Annotated in this window: 13 protein-coding genes; 4 read left to right on the forward strand and 9 right to left on the reverse strand. The window is 72.5% G+C overall.

From position 1 onward, the window contains the following. Positions 1-30: 30 nt before the first annotated feature. The 4 genes from HNR40_RS17800 to HNR40_RS17815 all read right to left on the reverse strand — a co-directional run bounded on the left by HNR40_RS17800 (position 31) and on the right by HNR40_RS17815 (position 5,141). Positions 31-1,521, reverse strand: a complete 1,491-nt coding sequence (locus HNR40_RS17800) for a phytoene desaturase family protein (protein ID WP_184962546.1) — start codon at positions 1,519-1,521, stop codon at positions 31-33. Between the two features lie 131 nt (positions 1,522-1,652). Next, complete coding sequence (locus HNR40_RS17805) at positions 1,653-2,768, reverse strand: hypothetical protein (protein ID WP_184962547.1); 1,116 nt, start codon at positions 2,766-2,768, stop codon at positions 1,653-1,655. Between the two features lie 18 nt (positions 2,769-2,786). Further along, on the reverse strand, positions 2,787-3,971 hold the full coding sequence (locus HNR40_RS17810; protein ID WP_184962549.1) for a hypothetical protein: 1,185 nt from the start codon (positions 3,969-3,971) through the stop codon (positions 2,787-2,789). 261 nt (positions 3,972-4,232) lie between these two features. Continuing rightward, positions 4,233-5,141, reverse strand: coding sequence for a LysR family transcriptional regulator (locus tag HNR40_RS17815; RefSeq protein WP_184962550.1), 909 nt, complete (start codon positions 5,139-5,141; stop codon positions 4,233-4,235). Between the two features lie 70 nt (positions 5,142-5,211). On the opposite strand from HNR40_RS17815, the gene HNR40_RS17820 reads away from it, so the two are divergent. From HNR40_RS17820 to HNR40_RS17835, 4 genes are all read left to right on the forward strand, one after another. Further along, entirely contained in the window at positions 5,212-6,267 is a 1,056-nt protein-coding gene (locus HNR40_RS17820; RefSeq protein WP_221340494.1) for a YeiH family protein, read from the forward strand. A 118-nt stretch (positions 6,268-6,385) separates the two neighbouring features. Continuing rightward, a complete protein-coding gene (locus HNR40_RS17825; protein ID WP_184962552.1) occupies positions 6,386-7,309 on the forward strand; it encodes a pseudouridine-5'-phosphate glycosidase in 924 nt (307 codons plus the stop codon). Further along, on the forward strand, positions 7,309-8,247 hold the full coding sequence (locus HNR40_RS17830) for a carbohydrate kinase family protein (RefSeq protein ID WP_184962553.1): 939 nt from the start codon (positions 7,309-7,311) through the stop codon (positions 8,245-8,247). Before HNR40_RS17825 ends, HNR40_RS17830 begins: the two co-directional genes overlap by 1 nt. Before the next feature lie 64 nt (positions 8,248-8,311). After that, the gene (locus tag HNR40_RS17835; RefSeq protein ID WP_184962555.1) at positions 8,312-10,543 is read left to right on the forward strand and encodes a hypothetical protein; all 2,232 of its coding nucleotides are present in this window, start codon (positions 8,312-8,314) and stop codon (positions 10,541-10,543) included. Here HNR40_RS17835 and HNR40_RS57225 read toward each other — a convergent pair. The 5 genes from HNR40_RS57225 to HNR40_RS17860 form a co-directional block, all read right to left on the reverse strand. Further along, a complete protein-coding gene (locus HNR40_RS57225; RefSeq protein ID WP_184962557.1) occupies positions 10,532-13,399 on the reverse strand; it encodes a helix-turn-helix transcriptional regulator in 2,868 nt (955 codons plus the stop codon). The genes HNR40_RS17835 and HNR40_RS57225 overlap by 12 nt on opposite strands. Before the next feature lie 35 nt (positions 13,400-13,434). Then, positions 13,435-13,869, reverse strand: coding sequence for a GNAT family N-acetyltransferase (locus HNR40_RS17845; protein ID WP_184962559.1), 435 nt, complete (start codon positions 13,867-13,869; stop codon positions 13,435-13,437). A 115-nt stretch (positions 13,870-13,984) separates the two neighbouring features. Continuing rightward, the gene (locus HNR40_RS17850) at positions 13,985-15,133 is read right to left on the reverse strand and encodes an acyl-CoA dehydrogenase family protein (RefSeq protein ID WP_184962561.1); all 1,149 of its coding nucleotides are present in this window, start codon (positions 15,131-15,133) and stop codon (positions 13,985-13,987) included. Positions 15,134-15,135: 2 nt separating this feature from the next. Next, the gene (locus tag HNR40_RS17855) at positions 15,136-16,056 is read right to left on the reverse strand and encodes a hydroxymethylglutaryl-CoA lyase (protein WP_184962562.1); all 921 of its coding nucleotides are present in this window, start codon (positions 16,054-16,056) and stop codon (positions 15,136-15,138) included. Continuing rightward, the gene (locus HNR40_RS17860) at positions 16,056-18,011 is read right to left on the reverse strand and encodes an ATP-binding protein (protein ID WP_184962564.1); all 1,956 of its coding nucleotides are present in this window, start codon (positions 18,009-18,011) and stop codon (positions 16,056-16,058) included. Before HNR40_RS17860 ends, HNR40_RS17855 begins: the two co-directional genes overlap by 1 nt.

An 18,011-nucleotide genomic window follows, 5' to 3' on the forward strand; every position in this document is an offset into this window, starting at 1 on the left:
TACGTCGCCATCATGAGAACTCGCTGAAGGTCAGGTCAGCAGCGACATGGCGGCGTTGTGGCCGGGGATGCCGCTGACCCCGCCGCCGCGCCGCGCCCCGGCCCCGCACAGCAGCAGCCTCGGGTGCCCGGTCTCGACGCCCCAGCCGCCCTCGTCGGCGTAGGGCCAGCTCAGGTCGCGGTGGAAGATGTGCCCGCCGGGCAGCCCGGCCTCGTTCTCCAGGTCGACGGGCGTCTTGGCCTCCAGGCAGGGCTCGCCATCGGGGGTGGTGGCCAGGCAGTCCTCGATGGGCTCCGCCAGCACGGAGTCGATCGAGCGGAGCGTGGCGTCCAGCGCCTCGCGCCGCGACTTCTCCGGGTCGTCGCGGAAGAGACGGGCGGGCATGTGCAGCCCGAACAACGTCATCGTCTCCCCGTCCTGGCCGAGGATGGACCGGTCGGTCAGCGAGTGGCAGTAGACCTCGGCGGGCGGCAGCGCCGGGATCTCGCCCCGCGCCGCCTGGGCGAAGGCCCGCGCGAGCTGCTCCTGGCTCTCGTTGATGTGGAAGGTGCCGCTGAAGGCCGCATGAGGCTCCACGCCGGTGTCCTTGAGCCGCGGCAGCCGCCGCAGCACCATGTTGACCTTGAGCTGCGCTCCCTCGGGCGTCTCCGGCTCACGTCCGAGCAGCCGATCCAGTACGGCCGGCGGCACGTTGGCCAGCACCCGCTCCGCCGACACCACGTGCTCGGCCTCCCCCAGCCGGAACGTCACCTCCCCGGCCTCAGGATCGATCCCGATCACCTCGGCCCCGGTCCTGATCCCCGCCCCGGCCTCGCGGGCCGCGGTGGCCAGCGCGCCGGACACCGCGCCCATGCCGCCGACGGGGACGTTCCACTCGCCGGTCCCGTCCCCGACCACGTGGTAGAGGAAGCACCGGTTGGCCAGCAGGTCGGCGGCCGGGTCGGCGAACGTGCCGATGAGCGCGTCGGTCAGCACCACGCCGCGCACGGTGTCGTCGCGGAAGCGCGCCTCCACCGCCCGCCCGATCGGCTCGGCGAACATCTCCCCCCAGGCCCGCGCCCCGACCAGCCGCTCGACCTCACGCGCGGAAGGCAGCGGCCCGAGCAACGTGGGCGCCAGTGCCTGGGCCACCTCGGCGGTCATCCCGTAGAACTCCCGCCAGGCCCGGTAGTCCTGCGCGCCGCCGGTGACGGCGCGGAAGGACTCCTCGGTACGGCCGGCGTCCTCGTTGTCCACCAGCAGCCCGGTCTGCCCGACCGGCGTGTAGGAGGCGTAACGCCGCCGCCGGAGCTCGATCCGCAGCCCCAGATCCGTGACGATCTTCGTCGGCAGCAGGCTGACCAGGTAGGAGTAGCGCGACAGCCGCGCCTCGACCCCGGGAAAGGCCTGGGCCGAGATGGCCAGCCCGCCGACGTAAGCGAGCCGTTCGAGGACGAGCACCCGGCGACCGGCACGGGCGAGATAGGCGGCGGCGACGAGCCCGTTGTGCCCGGCGCCCACGATGACGGCGTCATAACGCATTGAAAGGTCCTTAAGCAGGAGGCAGGAAAGGGAAGGGACGGCACGACCGGCGCCCCGCTACAGCCCCGTCTGCCAGTGCGGCTCCGGCCGCAGCAGTTCCTCCCTGGACACCATGCCCGGGACCTTACCCGTCACGGATCCGTCAATACCACCTCCACGTATCTCCGGTCCGGCGTGACCGCGACCACCTGAACCTTCAGCACGGTGTCCACCGCATACTCGGTGGGCAGGCTCGTGCCCACCGAGGCCGTGCCCTCGTACCAGACCGGGTTCTGCTCGCCGTGCCAGGCCAGCATGGGGCGGCGGCCGATGGAGTGCACGACCACCGCCGGCTGGATGGCGGCGTCCTGGCCGAAGCGGGCGCGGTACTCGACGGTGATCTCGCCCTGGCTGGTCGGGACCACCGCGAGCACGGGGTCGTGCAGGTTCGCCTGGCCGAAGGCGGCCAGCCGGACGCGCGGGGAGGTGGACAGGTCCGGGCGGAGCACGCTGCTGGATTCGGCGAACTCCGGCACGTACCGGTAGAGGGCGGCCGGTGACAGGTTGCGGTCGCTGCGGAAGAAGCCGGGCGAGATCACGGTGACGCCGACGAACGCGGGCGGCGTGGGAACCGCTCGGTCCTGCACGCCGGTGAAGCCCATGACCGAGTAGTCGTCGTGGTAGACGTAGTCGCCGCACGGGCCGAAGGCGTGCTCGAAGCCGATCACGTGGCCGATCTCGTGGTCGTAGAAGGACAGGAAGCCGCCCTGGTCGAGGACGGCGGCGCCGCCGATGGCCCCGGAGTTGCACGGCGGCGGGTGCATGAACACGACGACGCGGTCAACGCCGTCGAAGCTGACGCCGTCGCGCTCGGCCTGCGCGCGGGTCTGGTTGACCATGCCGCCCCGGTCGTCGCGGTTGCCGACCTGCGAGATGCCGGTCAGCACGCGCCACGGCTCCACGCTGAAGCGCAGTTCGCGCAGCCGCAGGGTCGAGGCCGACCAGAAGTCGAGCATGCTCCAGCCGTTCGCCGCGTGGAGGACCTCGCCCAGCGCCGCGTCGGGCCAGACAGGGTGGACGTTGGCGTCGGGGGCGTTGGTCGCCCAGGTGTAGCGCAGCACCTTCACGTTGAGTGGCCGCGTGTGCGTTCCGGTACGGCGCAGCAGTTCGCGCACCGACACCTGGCCGGGCAGCCCCGCCTCGCGCCCCAGCGTGCGGACGCTGATCGGAAGCGACCGGACCGCCTTGCTCAGTCGTACGGAGAGCATGGCATTCCTCCAGCGGGGTCAGCGGAGCAGGACGAGGATCGGGATCAGCCCGATGCCTCCGTCGAGCGCGGACATGGCCTTGCCGATGACGGCGCCGAAGGACCGGCCGGGGTCGAGCGCCTTCATCGCGTGGCCGGGCGTGTCGGAGGTGGTGAGCAGGTCGCCGACCCCGACGGGGGCGTAGGAGGCGTCGACCCGGCAGTAGACCTTGCCGACGAGCGCGAGCGGGTAGCGTCCCGCGCGCTGGTCGCGGTGGTCGAGGATGACGCCGGGCCGGTAGTCGCCCGCTCCGGAGACCACCCCGGCGACCTTGGAGTCGTAGGCGCTGGTGCTCATCCGCACCCGGTCGATCCCGTCGAGCACGACGACCGTGCCGGGCACGACCTCGTCGGTCTCGGTTTCGGCGAGCGAGAAATTCTCGGCCAGATCGGCTCCGGTGAGAAGCACGTCGCCGGTGACGATGACATTTCCCTTGAAGAATCCGGCGGGTCCGACGCCGCGATGGTCGGCGTAGAGCGCGGCACCGGTACTGTCCGCATTGAGATTATAGGCGGCGATAGCCGCGGTATTAGGGGAATTGGTCTCGGCGTGAACGGCTTCGTAAGCCTCGCTTCTGGCGTCAACAGCAGCGCCGATCCCGGTCCTGACGAACACGCCGGGCCCGCGCCCGCGATTGTCGGCGAACAGCGAAGCGCCGGTGCCGGTCGGATTGACGTTGTAGGCGGCGATGGCGGCGACTTCGCTGGCGTTGGTCTCGGCGTGCAGCGCCTCGAACGTCTCGCTCCTGGCGTCGAGCGCCGCCCCCTGCCCGGTCCTGACGAACACGCCGGGCCCGCGCCCCCGGTTCTCCCCGAACACCAGGGCACCGGCGCCCTCGGTGTTGAGGCTGTAGACGGCGACGGCGGCGGCACCCGTGGCATTGGTCTCGGCGTGGACGGCCTCGAACCCCTCGCTCTTGGCATCCACAGCGGCGCCGGGCCCGGTCCTGGCGAACAAACCGGGCCCGCGCCCCCGGTTCTCCGCGAACAGGGTCGCCCCGGTCCCTTCCGTGTTGAGGTTGTATCCGGCTATGGCCGCGTTCTGCGGAGAATTGGTGGTCGCGTGCACCCCGTCGAATTCCTGGCTGATGCCGTGAATTCCGGGGCCGCTCTTACTGGTGCCTTTAACCGCGGCTTCGCCGGGGCGCGAGGTCTCACCGTGCAACGCAGGCATTTTGGAGGGCCTTTCATCGGACGCCTGGGTTCTTCAATATGTCACCCGGAAATCCGGCCAGCCAGGAGATAATCACCTTACTCGTTTATCAATTCACCATTTAGCGGGATTTATGAACCAGTTGGCCGGCTGGCGGGGGCCGTGACGGCGGGGCATTTGTCCGACGTGAGAAGCGACCCCCACGATCGGCGCCGGCACGGGTCGGCGGGTGGCGTGGGGGCGGCTTGCCGTACGGGATGGACGGCTTGAAAGTTACGGCCGGCTGGCGATGGAGAGGAGCGTGGCGGCGGGAGAGGGGAGCGTGCGGCCGCGGCGCCAGACCGCGCGCAGGCTGCGGACCAGGTTGAGGCCGGCGAGAGGCACCTCGACCAGCCGCCCGGTCGCGAGGTCGGCCTCCACCGCGTAGCCGCTCAGCACCGCGGGCGCCGCGCCCGCGGAGGCCGCGCCCTTCACCGCCGAGTTCGAGCCGAGCTCCAGCCGGGGGCTGGCCTGGTGCAGGCCGCGGAAGGCCAGGTCCAGCGTCTCGCGGGTGCCCGAGCCCGGCTCGCGCACCACCAGCGGCGTCGCGGCCAGTTCCGCCCCCCGCAGCACGGTACGGCGGCGCGCCCACGGATGCCCCGGCGCCACCACGACCACCAGCCGGTCGGTCCCGACCACGCGCGAGTCCAGCCCGTCGGGGACGTTCGGCCCCTCCACGAAGCCCAGCTCGACCGACCTCGGCGTCCCGTCGGCGCCGGCCAGCACCAGCGCGGCCACCTCGGCTGAGTTCACCACGTCCAGCCCCACCTGCACGTCCGGCTCGCGGTTCTGGAACTCGCCCAGCCACCGCGGCACCAGATACTCCGCCACCGTCATCGACGAGGCCACCCGCAGGTGCGCCGCCTCGCTGAGCCGCACGGCCGCCGCCGCGCGCATGAGCTCCTGCGCCGCCGACAGCACCTGCGACGCCCACCCGGCGACCATCTTCCCCTCGGCGGTCAGCGCCGACCCACGCGGCGTACGCTCCAGCAGCGGCAGCCCCAGACGGCGTTCGAGCTGGGCGATGCGCTTGCTCGCCGACGGCTGGGCGATCCCCGCGGCGCGCGCGGCCCGGCCCAGGCTGCCGAGCTCGCCCACGTCGACGAGGAGCTTCAGCGAGTCGAGATCCGGCAACGCACTCATAGCCTAAGGCTATGACCTGCCAGGCAATGCATGTCTACTGGGAGGTCCCGGACGGCCGGAGACTCGGATCATGGTCTCCCTCACCGTCACGCGCGCCTGGCCCCGCCTGCATCTGCCCGGCATCGCCCTGGCCGCGGCGGCGGTCGCGATGGCGCTGGTCGTGAGCCGGTTCCTGCCCGCGCTCAGCCCGGCGATCATCGCCGTGACGGCGGGGGCGACCTTCCACAACCTCGGCTGGCTGCACGAGCGGCTGCGGCCGGGACTGCAGTTCGTCGCGAAGCGGGTGCTGCGGGTGGCGATCGTGCTGCTCGGCCTGCAGATCGCGCTGCCCCAGGTGCTCACGCTGGGCGCGCCGACGCTGCTGATCGTGGCGGCGGCGACCGGCGTCACGTTCGCGGTCACGCCGCTGCTCGGACGGTGGCTGCGGGTCGCGCCCGGCACCGCGCTGCTCATCGCCGCGGGGGTGAGCATCTGCGGCGCCTCCGCCATCGCCGCCATGCACGAGAGCGCCGACTCCGACGACGACGACGTCGCCTCCGCCCTGGGCGTCATCACCGTGTACGGCACCGCCGCCATCGTGGCCCTCCCGCTGCTGGCCGGCTGGCTGGGCCTGACGGGGCGTCAGCTCGGCGTGTGGGCCGGGGCCGCGGTGCACGAGGTGGCCCAGGTGGCGGCGGTCGGCGCCGCCTCCGGCGCGGCGGTGCTCGGGGTGGCGATCACGGCCAAGCTGGCCCGCGTGGTCCTGCTCGCGCCCATGGTCGCCATCACCACCCTGCGCGCCCAGGCCGGAGCCGCCTGCCGTACCCCTGCCGGGGCCTCCGTGCGCACCGAGACCGAGGCCGCTCTGCGGGCGCGGACCGGCGCCCGGCGGCCGCCGATCATGCCGTTGTTCGTGGCCGGGTTCCTGGCGATGGTGGTGGTGCGCAGCCTCGGCGTGCTGCCCGAGACGCTGACCTCGGCGGTGCCGCCGGTGACGAGCGTGCTGCTGGCCGCCGCGCTCTTCGGCCTCGGCACCAACATCGACCTGCGGAAACTGGCCAAGGGCGGGCGGGCCGTCCTGCTCGGCGGGATCTCCACCGCGCTGATCACCGGCATCTCGCTCGCAGGGGTGGCACTCCTGGTGTGATCTCGGGTGGACGCGTCCGGGATCGCCCCGTAACGTGCTCACTTTGGAACAACATCAGGAAATAGACCGTTCCAAAGAGTGCCACGCAAAAGGTCCCACAAGGAGCACGTACCCGATCATGCGCACCACCGCCGACCCCATCCTTCAGCCCTCTGACGAGGTGTCCGCGGCCCTGGCCGACGGTTCGCCCGTGGTCGCGCTGGAGTCCACGATCATCTCGCACGGCCTGCCCCAGCCCCGCAACCTGGAGGTGGCCAGAGAGCTTGAGGCGGTCGTCAGGGACGCGGGCGCGGTGCCCGCCACGATCGCGGTGCTCGACGGCATTGCCAAGATCGGCCTGAACGAGGTCGAGCTGGAGCGCATCGCCACCGAATCCGGGCTGCGCAAGCTCGGCCAGCGCGACCTGCCGGTGGCCGCCGCGCTCAAGGCCAGCGGCGCCACCACCGTCTCGGCCACCTCGTTCCTGGCCGCGCGCGCGGGCATCCGGATCTTCGCCACGGGCGGCCTGGGCGGCGTCCACCGCGGCTGGACCGTGGAGCAGGACGAGTCGGCCGACCTCGACACGCTGGCCCGCACCCGGATCACGATCGTGTGCGCGGGCGTGAAGTCCATCCTCGACGTGCCCTCGACGCTGCAGCGGCTGGAGACGCGCGGCGTCACCGTCGCCGGCTACCGCACCGACACCTTCCCCGGCTTCTACCTCCACACCTCCGGTGAGCCGATCGACTGGCGCATCGACGCCCCCGAGCAGGCCGCCGCCATCATGCGCGGCCAGGACGCCTTCGGCGGCCCCGAGACCGCGCTGATCGTGGCCAACCCGGTGCCCGAGGACCAGCAGCTCGATCCGGCCCTGCACGACCGCGTGCTGGGCGAGGCGCTGGCCGCCGCCGACCGCGAGAACGTCACCGGCCAGGCGATCACCCCGTTCCTGCTCGACTACCTCGTGCGCGGCACCGGCGGCGCCTCCCTGGAGGCCAACCTCGCCGCCGTCCGCGGCAACGTCGCCCTCGCCTCTCGCATCGCCCTCGCCTGGGCCCAGTAATGGACGGCGGGACTGCCGGGGGCCTGCTCGTCATCGGCGACGTCGTCACCGACGTGGTGGCCGTGCACGGCACGCCGGTCGCCACCGGCACCGACACCGAGGCCGACATCGTGCTGCGCCCCGGCGGCTCGGGGGCGAACACCGCCTCCTGGGCCGCCCACCTGGGCGCGCCGACGGCACTGCTGTCCCGCGTCGGCTACGACAGCAGCGAGTGGCACACGAACGAGCTGGTCAAGGCGGGTGTGCGCCCGCTGCTTTCGGTCGACTCCGACCATCCGACCGCGGTGGTGATCGCGATGGTCGACCGTACGGGCGAGCGGTCCATGCTCACCAACCGCGGCGCCGGCGGCCGGATCTCGCCCGCCGACTGGTCGCCGTCGATGCTGGACGGCATCCGCCATCTCCATCTGTCCGGATACACCTTTTTCGCCAACCAGGGGCTCCAACTTGCCCGAAACGTGATGGCGGAGGCGACCGCCCGCGGTGTCTCGATCAGCATCGACCCCGCCTCCACCGGACCGCTGCGCGCCTTCGGCGTCGAACGGTTCCTGCGCGAGAGCGCCCCCGCCGGCCTCGTCATCCCCAACCGCGACGAGGCGCTGCTCCTCTCGGGCGCCGCCGCGCCCGAACGCGCCGCCGAACAGCTCAGCCAGAGGTACGGCACCGCGGTCGTGAAACTCGGCCCCGGCGGCGCGATCGCGGCCCGGGACGGGCGGATCGTGGCCACGGCCGAGGCGCTGCCGAGCGAGGCGGTGGACTCGACCGGAGCCGGTGACGCGTTCGCCGCCGGGTATCTCACGGCGCGACTTTCCGGGGCCGGAGAAGGGGCCGCGTTGCGGGCAGGATGCCGTGCGGGTGCCGATTGTGTGGCCCTAGTGGGGGGCCGTCCACGGTACGGTTTGCAGTTGAACCATCTTTACCCTATTCACACCGATTGATAGCTTTCCGCGTAGGCTGCACCACCAGCCACATGCATCACTCTGGGGAGGATACGGTCCGCCGATGGACGTCGAGTCATCGATCTGCCTGAGCGACCTGGTCCCTGCCCTGCGCTGGAGCCGTCCTCAGCAGGTAGCGGAGATCTTGGCTGATCCTCGGCTGCCGGCAGGGTGGTGGAGCTCGCTGGCGTTGTCCCGGGCACTCGGCGCGACGGGCCTGGACTGGGTGTGCGAGCGGCTCGCCCGCCTCGCCTCGGCTCGATGGGACCACCTGTCCCTCGCCGACGTACTGCCCGCGCTGACCGTCCACCACGTGGACCCGACACTGCCCGGCTGGCCGGAACCGACCCGCTCGGCGATCAACGGCCTGGGCGGCTGGCACCGGCTGCGCCGCCTGTGTCCAGGCGACCTGGCCGCGCCCGGCACACCTCGGGACGCGGTGATCGGCTCGGTCTTCCGCGAGATCCTCGCCCAGATCCCCATCCAGACCGGCCCCCTCCCGGTCCAACCCGGTGCCCTCCCGGTCCAACCCGGCGCCCTCCCCACCCAGACCGGCCCCCTGCCCGTCCAGACCGGTGCCCGCCCCACCCAGACGGGTCCCCTGCCCGTCCAAACCGGCCCTTTCCCCACACAGACCGGTCCCCAGACCGCCCCCGGTGCCCCGTCCCGGCCAGGCGTCTCCCAGCCGGGCGCCGCGCCGTCGCAGCCATCCTCCGCGCCTTCCCAGCCGAGCGCCCTGCCTTCCCGCCCCGGAGCACCGGCACAACCGGGCACTGTGCCCGCCCACCCGGGAGCCCCGGCACAACCGGGTGCCACGCCCGCCCACACGGGCTCCATGCCCGCACAGCCGCAGCCGGGCGCCGCACAGCCAGGGGCAGCACAGCCAGGCGGCGCCCAACCCGGCAGCGCTCAGCCCGGTGGCGCGCCTTCCCACCCGAGTGCCGTACCCGGCGCTCCCTCTCGTGCCGGTGCGCCCGCGCAGGCCGCCTCCTCGGCGCCCACCGCGCCCGCACCCGCCGACGGCCCGACCCGCCCGGTCGGTAGCACGCAAACCCCCGGAGCTCCATCGGTGCCAGGAGCGCCGGGAGGCAACGTGCCCGGCCGGGCACCAGCCGCTCCCGGGCAAGCGCCTCCCGGGCAGAACGTCGCGGGTCAGAGCGGTCCCGGTGCTCCGGGTTCGCCCGGCGCGCTGCCTCAGCGAACGCCCGCCCCGCTGCCGAGCCCCACCCCCGAGCCGTCGGACACCGACCACGCCATGGTCCGCGTGGTGGACGGGCTGTTCCGCGGCATGGACCGGCTCGAACTGGCCGTGGCCACCCACCGCCTGTTCGCCGAGGACCCGGTCAGCCTGCGCACGCTGGCCCACAAGATGCTCGTCGAGCGCGACGTCCTGTCCCAGGCCCAGCGCATGGCCGAGGAACGGGTGCTGCACTGGCTGCGCTCGTCGGAGTCGGCGCCGGTGACCGGCCACATGTTCCGCCTCACCGAGTGGCTCGGCGCCGCCGCCACGCAGGAGCAGCTGATCGGCGCCGACCCGGCCCACCCGGTGATCGTTCCCTCGCTGCGCAGCCCGCTGTGGCGGGTGCTGGTCACGCTCATGCCCGACCGCCGCCTGCAGGACGGCTGGCTCGTGGTGGGCGACCTGCACGGCCTGCAGAACCGCACCCGCCAGCTCCTGGCCACGGCCCCGAACGACGCCGACCGCCACGAACTGCTCGAACAGCTCGGCATCCGCCGCCACTCCGCGCAGGCCTGGCTGGACGCCCTGCCCCCGGAGTCACCCCGCCGCCCGGCCGCCCCGGCCGCGGAACCGGCGTCGCAGCAGCCGCTGCCCCGCCGTACCCCCGGAGCGAACGGGCACCACCACCGGGGCGGCACGCCGATCCCCGCCGCGCCCGCCGGGAACATCGACCCGTCGGCGGCGCTCGCGACGCTGTCGGCGCTGTCGGGCGGACGCTCGCCGATGCTGGCGGGCACGCCCTCGACACCGCCGCCCCCGCCGCCGAGCCCGACGTCGGATCCGCGCCGCTGGCAGCGCATCGAGGTCACGCCCGAGCACCTGCGCGGCGGCCCGGTGCCGGTGCCGGAGGGGTACGCGGCCCAGCTCGGCATGCGGCCGGGCACGCTGCTGTCGGTCACCGGACCGGGCGACAACGCGATCGTGCTGGTCTGGCAGGGGCACCAGCCGGTGTTCGACTCGCTGCAGCCGGTGCTCATGCGGCTCAACGCGCGCCCCGGCGACCAGGTCTACGTGACCGTCGACGGCTACCGCCTGGAGGCCCAGCTAACCGGCTGAGCCCTCGAACAGCCCCGTGCGGTGCGCGGTGGCGGCCGCCTCCCCGCGGGAGGAGACGCCCAGCTTGCCCAGGATGTTCGAGACGTGCACGCTGACGGTCTTGACCGAGATGAACAGCTCGCCGCCGATCTCCCGGTTGCTCTTGCCGTCGGTGAGCAGCCGCAGCACCTCCAGCTCACGCGCGGTCAGCCCGAACTGCGGCCCCTGCGGCTCCGGCTCGTCGGCCACCGCGATGCGCGCCCGCCGCGCGAACGAGTCGAGCTCCTCCAGCAGCGCCCGCGCGCCCAGCCGCTCGGCCAGCTCACGCGCCCTGGTCACCCGCTCGGCCGCGTCCTTGCGCGCGCCCGCCGCCTGCGCGGCCCTGGCCGCTCCAGCCAAAGCCCTCGCCTCCTGGTACGGCTGCCGCAACCCGGCCCAAGCCTCGGCCGCCGCGTCCCAGGCGACCAGATCGTCGGCCGCCCCCGCGATCGCGTTGAACGTCAGCCGCTCCGCCTCCTGCAGCACCCCTTCGGCCGTCATCCACTGCGCCTGCCGCCGGGCCTCCTCCAGCACAGCCCCGCCCAGCAGGGCGCACGGGATGAGCACCGGCCAGGCATAGCGCGGACTGGCGGCCAGGTCCTGCTCGCGCAGCACCCGCATGGCCGCCTCCGCCGCCTCCTCCAGCCGCCCGCGAGCGGTCAGCAGGTCGATCTCGCGGGCGGCGACGGGCAGCATGTGCTGGTCGCGGTAGATGGTGCGCTTGATCACGCTCTGCTGCGCCGCGAACATCGCCTCGGCCTTCTCGAGGTCGCCGCGCCACAGCGCGATGTCGCCGACGAACCCCTGCAGGCTCGCCCGGTACGGCGCGGGCGGCGCCAGATCCAGCGCGTGCTCGATGACTTCCAGCGCCTCGTCCCACCGGCCCAGCGAGACCAGCGGCTCGGCCAGGTTGATCGCCAGGAACGTGCCCGAGGTGCGGGCCAGGCCGTACTCCTCGGCGTCGGCGATGCCGCGGCGGGCCACCTTGACCGCCTCCTCGTGCCAGCCGGCGCCCTCCAGCCGGTCGGACTCGGAGATCGCGGTGCGCATCAGCGCGTTGTAGGCCTTGTCGCCCATGGCGATCTCGCGGGCCTCGGCGAACTTCACCAGCCCCGCCTCCACGTCGCCGAACCTGAACCGGCCCCACGCCAGGGTCGTCAGCCCGTGCGCCTCGGTGGCGCCGTCGCCGACGGCACGCGCGATGCGGACCGCCTCCTCGGCGTAGGCGATCTTGTCCGGCCACATCTCGCGGGTGTTGCACATGCGCGCCAGCGACTCGGCGATCTGGGCGCGCAGCTTGGTGGGCGGCTCGGCGGGGACCAGCTTCGCCGCGGCCTGCAGGTCCTCCAGGTTGCCCTTGCGGCCCAGGTCGTAGCGGAGCAGGCCGCGCAGCCTGAGCAGCAGCGCGGTGCGCACCGGGTCGGTGACCGGGTCGACCTCCTCCAGCGCGGCGCTGGCCAGCGAGATGCCGCGGTCGAACTCGCCGGCGTTGAAGGCCACCGCGGCGGCGGCGCGCAGCACCTGGACGCGGTCGGCGCCGATGCGTTCCGCGGCGTCGGGGACCTTCGACCACAGTTCGAGCACGCGGGACAGCATCCGCAGCTGCTCGTCGTAGGCGGCCGACTTGCGCGCGGCGGCCGCCGCCTTCCAGGCGCTGACCAGGCCCCACAGCGCGTCGTGCGCCGCGTGCCAGTGGTGGGCCAGCTCGATGGCGCCGCGCGGGGCGGGCAGGATCGCCAGGTCGCGTTCGAGCGCCTCGGCGAAGCGGGTGTGCAGCCGGGAGTGCTCGCCGGGCAGCAGATCGTCGTGGAGCGCCTCCCTGATCAGCGCGTGGCGGAAGGCGTAGCCCTCGCCGTCCACCACCAGCACGTTGCCGGCGACGGCCGGCCGCAGGGAGCGCGAGAGCTCGCCGTCGTCGAGCCCGGTCACCGCGAGCAGCAGGTCGTGCTCGATGCGCTGGCCGCCGGCGCTGGCCACCCGCATGAGCTCCTGCGTCTCCTCCGGCAGCCGTTCGACGCTGGCCAGCAGCAGGTCGCGCAGCGACTCGGGCAGGCTGTCACCGCCGCCGCCCTCGCTCAGCAACGCCTCCACGAACAGCGGGTTGCCCTCGCTGCGGGCGTAGATCTCGTCGATGGCGACGGGCGACGGCTCGTGTTCGAGGATGCTGGCGGCCTGGGCGACCACCTGCTTACGGGTCAGGCGGCCGAGCTCGATCCTGGTCACCCAGTCGACGCGGCCCAGCTCGGCCAGCAGGGGGCGTAGCGGGTGGGTGCGGTGCAGCTCGTCGGTGCGGTAGGTCACGACGATGAGCAGCGGCACGTCGGTGCGCTGGTAGCGCACCAGGAAGGAGAGCAGGTCGCGGGTGGAGCGGTCGGCCCAGTGGGCGTCCTCGATCACCATGAGCACCGGCCGCTGCTCGGCCAGGTGCTCCAGCAGGCCGAGCACCAGCTCGAACAGCCGGGCGCGCGCCTCGGCGCCGTCGCCGTCCGGCTCGCCGAAGTCGGGCAGCAGGCGGGCCAGGCCGCGCGTCTTGCCGCCGGGCACCAGCGCGGACATGCCCTCGTGCCCGATGTCGCGCAGCAGCCGCCGCAGGACCGCGGTGAACGGCGCGAACGGCAGGCCGTCCGTGCCCAGCTCCAGGCAGTGGCCGACGAGCTGGCGGGCGTCGCCGATCCGCTCGGCGAACTCCTTGATCAGGCGGGTCTTGCCGACGCCCGCCTCGCCGCCGACCAGCACGGTCGAGGCCGATCCGGACCGGGCGCGGGCCAGCGCACGACCGAGCGCGCCGAGTTCACTCGCGCGCCCGACGAACCGGGGGCTCACCGTATGGATGCTCACGCCCCATAGGATGCCATCTGACTAGGACAGAACGGTCACCTAAGAACCTTGCGGAAGAACGTCGCCGACTCCTCGTAACCGAGAGCCGAGTAGAACTCGGGCGCCCGGCGGGTCGCCATGGCCACGTACCCCGCCTCGCGCTCGCGCGCCCAGCGCTCGAAATCCTCCAGCAGCGAGCGCCCGACGCCCTGGCGGCGCGAGCTCGTCTGCACCATGGCCTCCTCGACCCAGGCCACGGGCCCGTTCGCGAAGAGCGTCAAATGGACGAAGCCGAGCAGGTATCCGGTGACCCGCCCGCCGGCCACCGCCGCCAGGAGCAGCGCGTCCTCGTTGCGCAACAACTGCGGCAGGGCCACGTCGAACGCCTCGCGCTCCGGGCGGAACGTCATCCCGAACTCACGGGCCAGCGCGAAGATCTCGTCCGCGTCGCCCTTCTCGGCCCGCCTGATTACAAGATCGTCAGATGTCACCCTGCGCACCCTACTTCACCGATGCCGATTTATTGCTCTGCAACCGGACAATCACGAATTGTGGTCAAGGCAGGGAGAATAGCGAACGCAGGGTGCTCTACACCACCACCCAGCGTCATAGATCGGACAGGCCGAGCTGGCGGGCGATCAGCATGCGCTGGACCTCGCTGGTGCCCTCGCCGATCTCCAGGATCTTGGCGTCGCGGTAGAAGCGGCCGACCGGGAACTCGTTCATGAAGCCGTAGCCGCCGAAGATCTGGGTGGCCTCGCGGGAGTTGTCCATGGCGGCGTTGGAGGAGACGAGCTTGGCGATCGCCGCCTCCTTCTTGAACGGCTGGCCGGCCAGCATCTTCTCGGCCGCGTGGTAGTAGGCCAGGCGGGAGGTGTGGGTCCGCGCCTCCATGTCGGCGATCTTGAACTGGATCGCCTGGTAGTGGCCGATCGGGTGGCCGAAGGCCTGGCGTTCGCGGACGTAGCGCAGGCACTCGTCCACGCAGCCCTGGGCCAGGCCGACGCTGAGGGCGGCGATGGCGATGCGGCCCTCGTCGAGAGTCTGCAGGAACTGCGCGTAACCACGGCCCCGCTCGCCCAGCAGGTTCTCCGCCGGGACGCGGCAGTCGGTGAAGGACAGCTCGCGGGTGTCGGAGGCGTTCCAGCCGACCTTGGAGTACTTCTTGGAGACGGTGAAGCCGGGGGTGCCCGCCGGGACCAAGATCGTGGAGATCTCCTTCTTGCCGTCGCGCTCGCCCGTGATCGCGGCCACGCCGACGACGCCGGTGATGTCGGTGCCCGAGTTCGTGATGAACGCCTTGGTCCCGTTGATCACCCACTCGCCGCCGTCCAGGACCGCGGTGGTCCGCATGCCGCCCGGCACGTCGGAGCCGCCGCCGGGCTCGGTCAGCCCGAACGCGCCCAGCACCTCCCCACTGGCCAGCTTGGGCAGCCAGGTCGCTTTCTGCTCGGCCGTGCCGAAGCGGTAGATCGGCATCGCGCCCAGCGAGACCGCGGCCTCCAGCGTGATGGACACGCTGGAGTCGACCCGGGCCAGCTCCTCCAGGGCCAGGCACAGCGCGAAGTAGTCGCCGCCCATGCCGCCGTGCTCCTCCGGCAGCGGCAGCCCGAACAGGCCCATCGCGCCCATCTGCCGGACGATGTCGTAGGGGAACTCCTCGCGCTCGTAGTAGTCGCCGATCACCGGAGCCACGACCTCGCGGGCGAACGACTCGACGGTCTTGCGCAGCTCGGAGTACTCGTCGTTGAGCATGGCTAGTCCTTTTGGGAGAGGGCCTTCTGGGAGAGGGCTTGGACGACGCGGGATGGGCTCGGCCGGCCCAGCCGCTCGGCGAGCCAGACGCTTGTGGCGACCAGCTCGTCCAGGTTGAGCCCGGTCTCGATGCCGAGACCGTTGAGCATCCAGACCAGGTCCTCGGTGGCGAGGTTGCCGGTGGCCGAGCCGGCGAACGGGCAGCCGCCGATGCCACCGGTCGAGGCGTCGACCACGGTGACGCCCGCCTTCAGCGCGGCCATCGTGTTGGCCAGGGCCTGGCCGTAGGTGTCGTGGAAGTGGACGGCCAGCCGTTCCGGGGAGCCGAACGCCTCGACGAGCGCGGTGGCGTGGCCCGGGGTGCCGACGCCGATGGTGTCGCCCAGCGACAGCTCGAAGCAGCCGAGGTCGAGCAGCCGCGCGCCGACGCCCACGACCTGCTCGATCGGGGTCGGGCCCTCCCACGGGTCGCCGAAGACCATGGAGACGTACGCCCGCACCTTCAGCCCATGCTCCAGCGCCCCGGCGATCACCGGCTCGAACATCTCGAACTGCGACTCCAGGCCGCGGTTGAGGTTGCGGTTGGCGAAGGTCTCGGTGGCGCTGGCGAAGACGGCGATCTCCTCGACGCCGCTCTCCAGCGCCCGGTCGAGCCCCTTGAGGTTGGGCACCAGCACCGGATAGCGGATGCCGGGCCTGCGCTGAAGCATGGCCAGCAGCTCACCGGAGTCGGCCAGCTGAGGCACCCACTTGGGGTGGACGAAGCTGGTCGTCTCGATCACCGTGTGCCCGGCGGCGGCGAGGCGGTCGATAAACTCGGCCTTCACCTCGACCGGGATGACCGCCTTCTCGTTCTGCAGGCCGTCGCGGGGACCGACCTCGTAGACCGTGACCCGCTCGGGCAGGCCGTCGAGCTTGTGCATCACGCCTCCACCACGGCGAGGACCGCGTCCATGTCCACGGACTGGCCCGCCCGTACCGGGAGCTCGCGCACCACGCCGTCCACGGGCGCGGTGACGGTGTGCTCCATCTTCATCGCCTCCACCACGACCAGCGGCTGGTCCTTGCTGACCTGGTCGCCGACGGCCGCCTTGACCAGCAGGACCGTGCCGGGCATCGGGCTGCGCACGACGCCGTCGCCGCCGCCCGCCGCGCCCGGCCGGTCGCCTGGGTCGCCGATGCGGTGCCTGGTCAGCGCCCACGCGCCGCCGTCGCGTCCGATCCACACGGTCTCGCCGTCGCGCGCGAACGTGTAGGAGGAAACCCGCCCGCCGAGCGTCAGCACGGCCCTCTCCCCCGCAACCCGCACCTTCGCCGGTACGGCTTCCGCACGCTCAGCCGGTGGTTCCTCGGTGGCGTTGCCGGGCAGCCGGAGCTCCGCGGCGGTGGCGGGCAGGCCGCGGACGGCCACCTCGTGCACGCCCTCGCGGGACTCCAGCCGCAACGTCGTCCAGGCCCGTTCGCCCACCCGCCAGCCGTCGGCCACGTCCCACGGATCGCGCCCGGCCGGAGCGTCGTGGAAGATCAGCGCCGCCACGGCCAGCACGTCCGCCGGGGTCGCGGCCGACAGGTCAAGGCCGGGCAGGAGACGTTCCACCAGCCCGGTGTCCAGCTCGCCCGCCACCACCTCCGGCCGCGTCACCAGTGCCCGCAGGAACGGGATGTTGGTCGTCACGCCCAGCACCGTCGTACGCCCGAGCGCCCGGTCGAGCGCGCTGAGCGCCTGCGCACGCGTGGGCGCCCAGGCGACGACCTTGGAGAGCATCGGGTCGAAGTCGCTGCCGACCACCGTGCCCGCCGCCAGCGAGGAGTCGACCCGCACGTCGGAGGGCTCGGCCAGCGCGAGCACCCGGCCGCCGGTGGGCAGGAAGCCCCTGGCCGGGTCCTCGGCGTACACGCGGGCCTCGACGGCGTGGCCGCGCAGCCGTACCTCAGACTGAGTGAACGTGAGCGGCTCGCCCGCGGCCACCCGCAGCTGGAGCTCCACGAGGTCCACGTCCGTGACCAGCTCGGTGACGGGGTGTTCGACCTGGAGGCGGGTGTTCATCTCCATGAAGTGGTAGTCGCCGGTGGTGCCGTCGACGATGAACTCGACCGTGCCCGCGCCGGTGTAGCCGACCGAGCGGGCGGCCTCGACCGCCGCCGCGCCCATGGCGGCGCGCGTCTCCGGGGTGACGAAGGGCGAGGGCGCCTCTTCGATGATCTTCTGGTGCCTGCGCTGGAGGCTGCACTCGCGCTCGCCCAGGTGTACGACGGCGCCGTGGGTGTCGGCGAGCACCTGGATCTCGATGTGCCTCGGGTTCTCGATGAAGCGCTCGATGAGCAGGGTGCCGTCGCCGAAGGCGTTCACCGCGGTGCGGCGGGCCGACTCCAGCGCCTCGGGCAGTTCCGCGGCGGCGCGGACGAGCACCATGCCCTTTCCGCCGCCGCCGGCCGAGGGCTTGATCAGCGCGGGGAAGACGTTCCAGGCGAGAAGGTCGTCGGCGGGCTCGGCGCCGCCGGGCACCACGGGCACTCCGGCCGCGGCGACCGTGGCCTTGGCGCGGATCTTGTCGCCCATGGCCTCGATGGCCTCGGCGGGCGGGCCGATGAAGACCAGCCCCTCCTTCGCGCAGAGCCTCGCGAACTGCGCGTTCTCCGCGAGAAACCCATAGCCCGGGTGTACGGCTTGCGCGCCGGAGTCACGGGCGGCGGCCGTGATAGCCCCCATGTCCAGATATTTCGGGACCTGAAGGGCTTGGTCCGCTTCGCGGACGTGCAGGGCGCCGGCGTCGGCCTCGGTGTAGACGGCGACGCTCGTGACGCCCATGGTGCGCAAGGTCCGGATGATCCGGACGGCGATCTCGCCGCGGTTGGCGATCAGAACGGTGGAGAACAT

The organism is Nonomuraea endophytica (genome assembly GCF_014203235.1).
GTDB lineage: Bacteria > Actinomycetota > Actinomycetes > Streptosporangiales > Streptosporangiaceae > Nonomuraea > Nonomuraea endophytica.

Excerpts from the sequence above, each read along its gene's own strand:
- HNR40_RS17800 (WP_184962546.1), bottom strand. The coding sequence starts at position 1,521 with ATGCGTTATGACGCCGTCATCGTGGGCGCCGGGCACAACGGGCTCGTC.
- HNR40_RS17805 (WP_184962547.1), bottom strand. The coding sequence starts at position 2,768 with ATGCTCTCCGTACGACTGAGCAAGGCGGTCCGGTCGCTTCCGATCAGC.
- HNR40_RS17815 (WP_184962550.1), bottom strand. The coding sequence starts at position 5,141 with ATGAGTGCGTTGCCGGATCTCGACTCGCTGAAGCTCCTCGTCGACGTG.
- HNR40_RS17820 (WP_221340494.1), top strand. The coding sequence starts at position 5,212 with ATGGTCTCCCTCACCGTCACGCGCGCCTGGCCCCGCCTGCATCTGCCC.
- HNR40_RS17825 (WP_184962552.1), top strand. The coding sequence starts at position 6,386 with ATGCGCACCACCGCCGACCCCATCCTTCAGCCCTCTGACGAGGTGTCC.
- HNR40_RS17830 (WP_184962553.1), top strand. The coding sequence starts at position 7,309 with ATGGACGGCGGGACTGCCGGGGGCCTGCTCGTCATCGGCGACGTCGTC.
- HNR40_RS17835 (WP_184962555.1), top strand. The coding sequence starts at position 8,312 with ATGGACGTCGAGTCATCGATCTGCCTGAGCGACCTGGTCCCTGCCCTG.
- HNR40_RS17850 (WP_184962561.1), bottom strand. The coding sequence starts at position 15,133 with ATGCTCAACGACGAGTACTCCGAGCTGCGCAAGACCGTCGAGTCGTTC.
- HNR40_RS17855 (WP_184962562.1), bottom strand. The coding sequence starts at position 16,056 with ATGCACAAGCTCGACGGCCTGCCCGAGCGGGTCACGGTCTACGAGGTC.
- HNR40_RS17860 (WP_184962564.1), bottom strand. The coding sequence starts at position 18,011 with ATGTTCTCCACCGTTCTGATCGCCAACCGCGGCGAGATCGCCGTCCGG.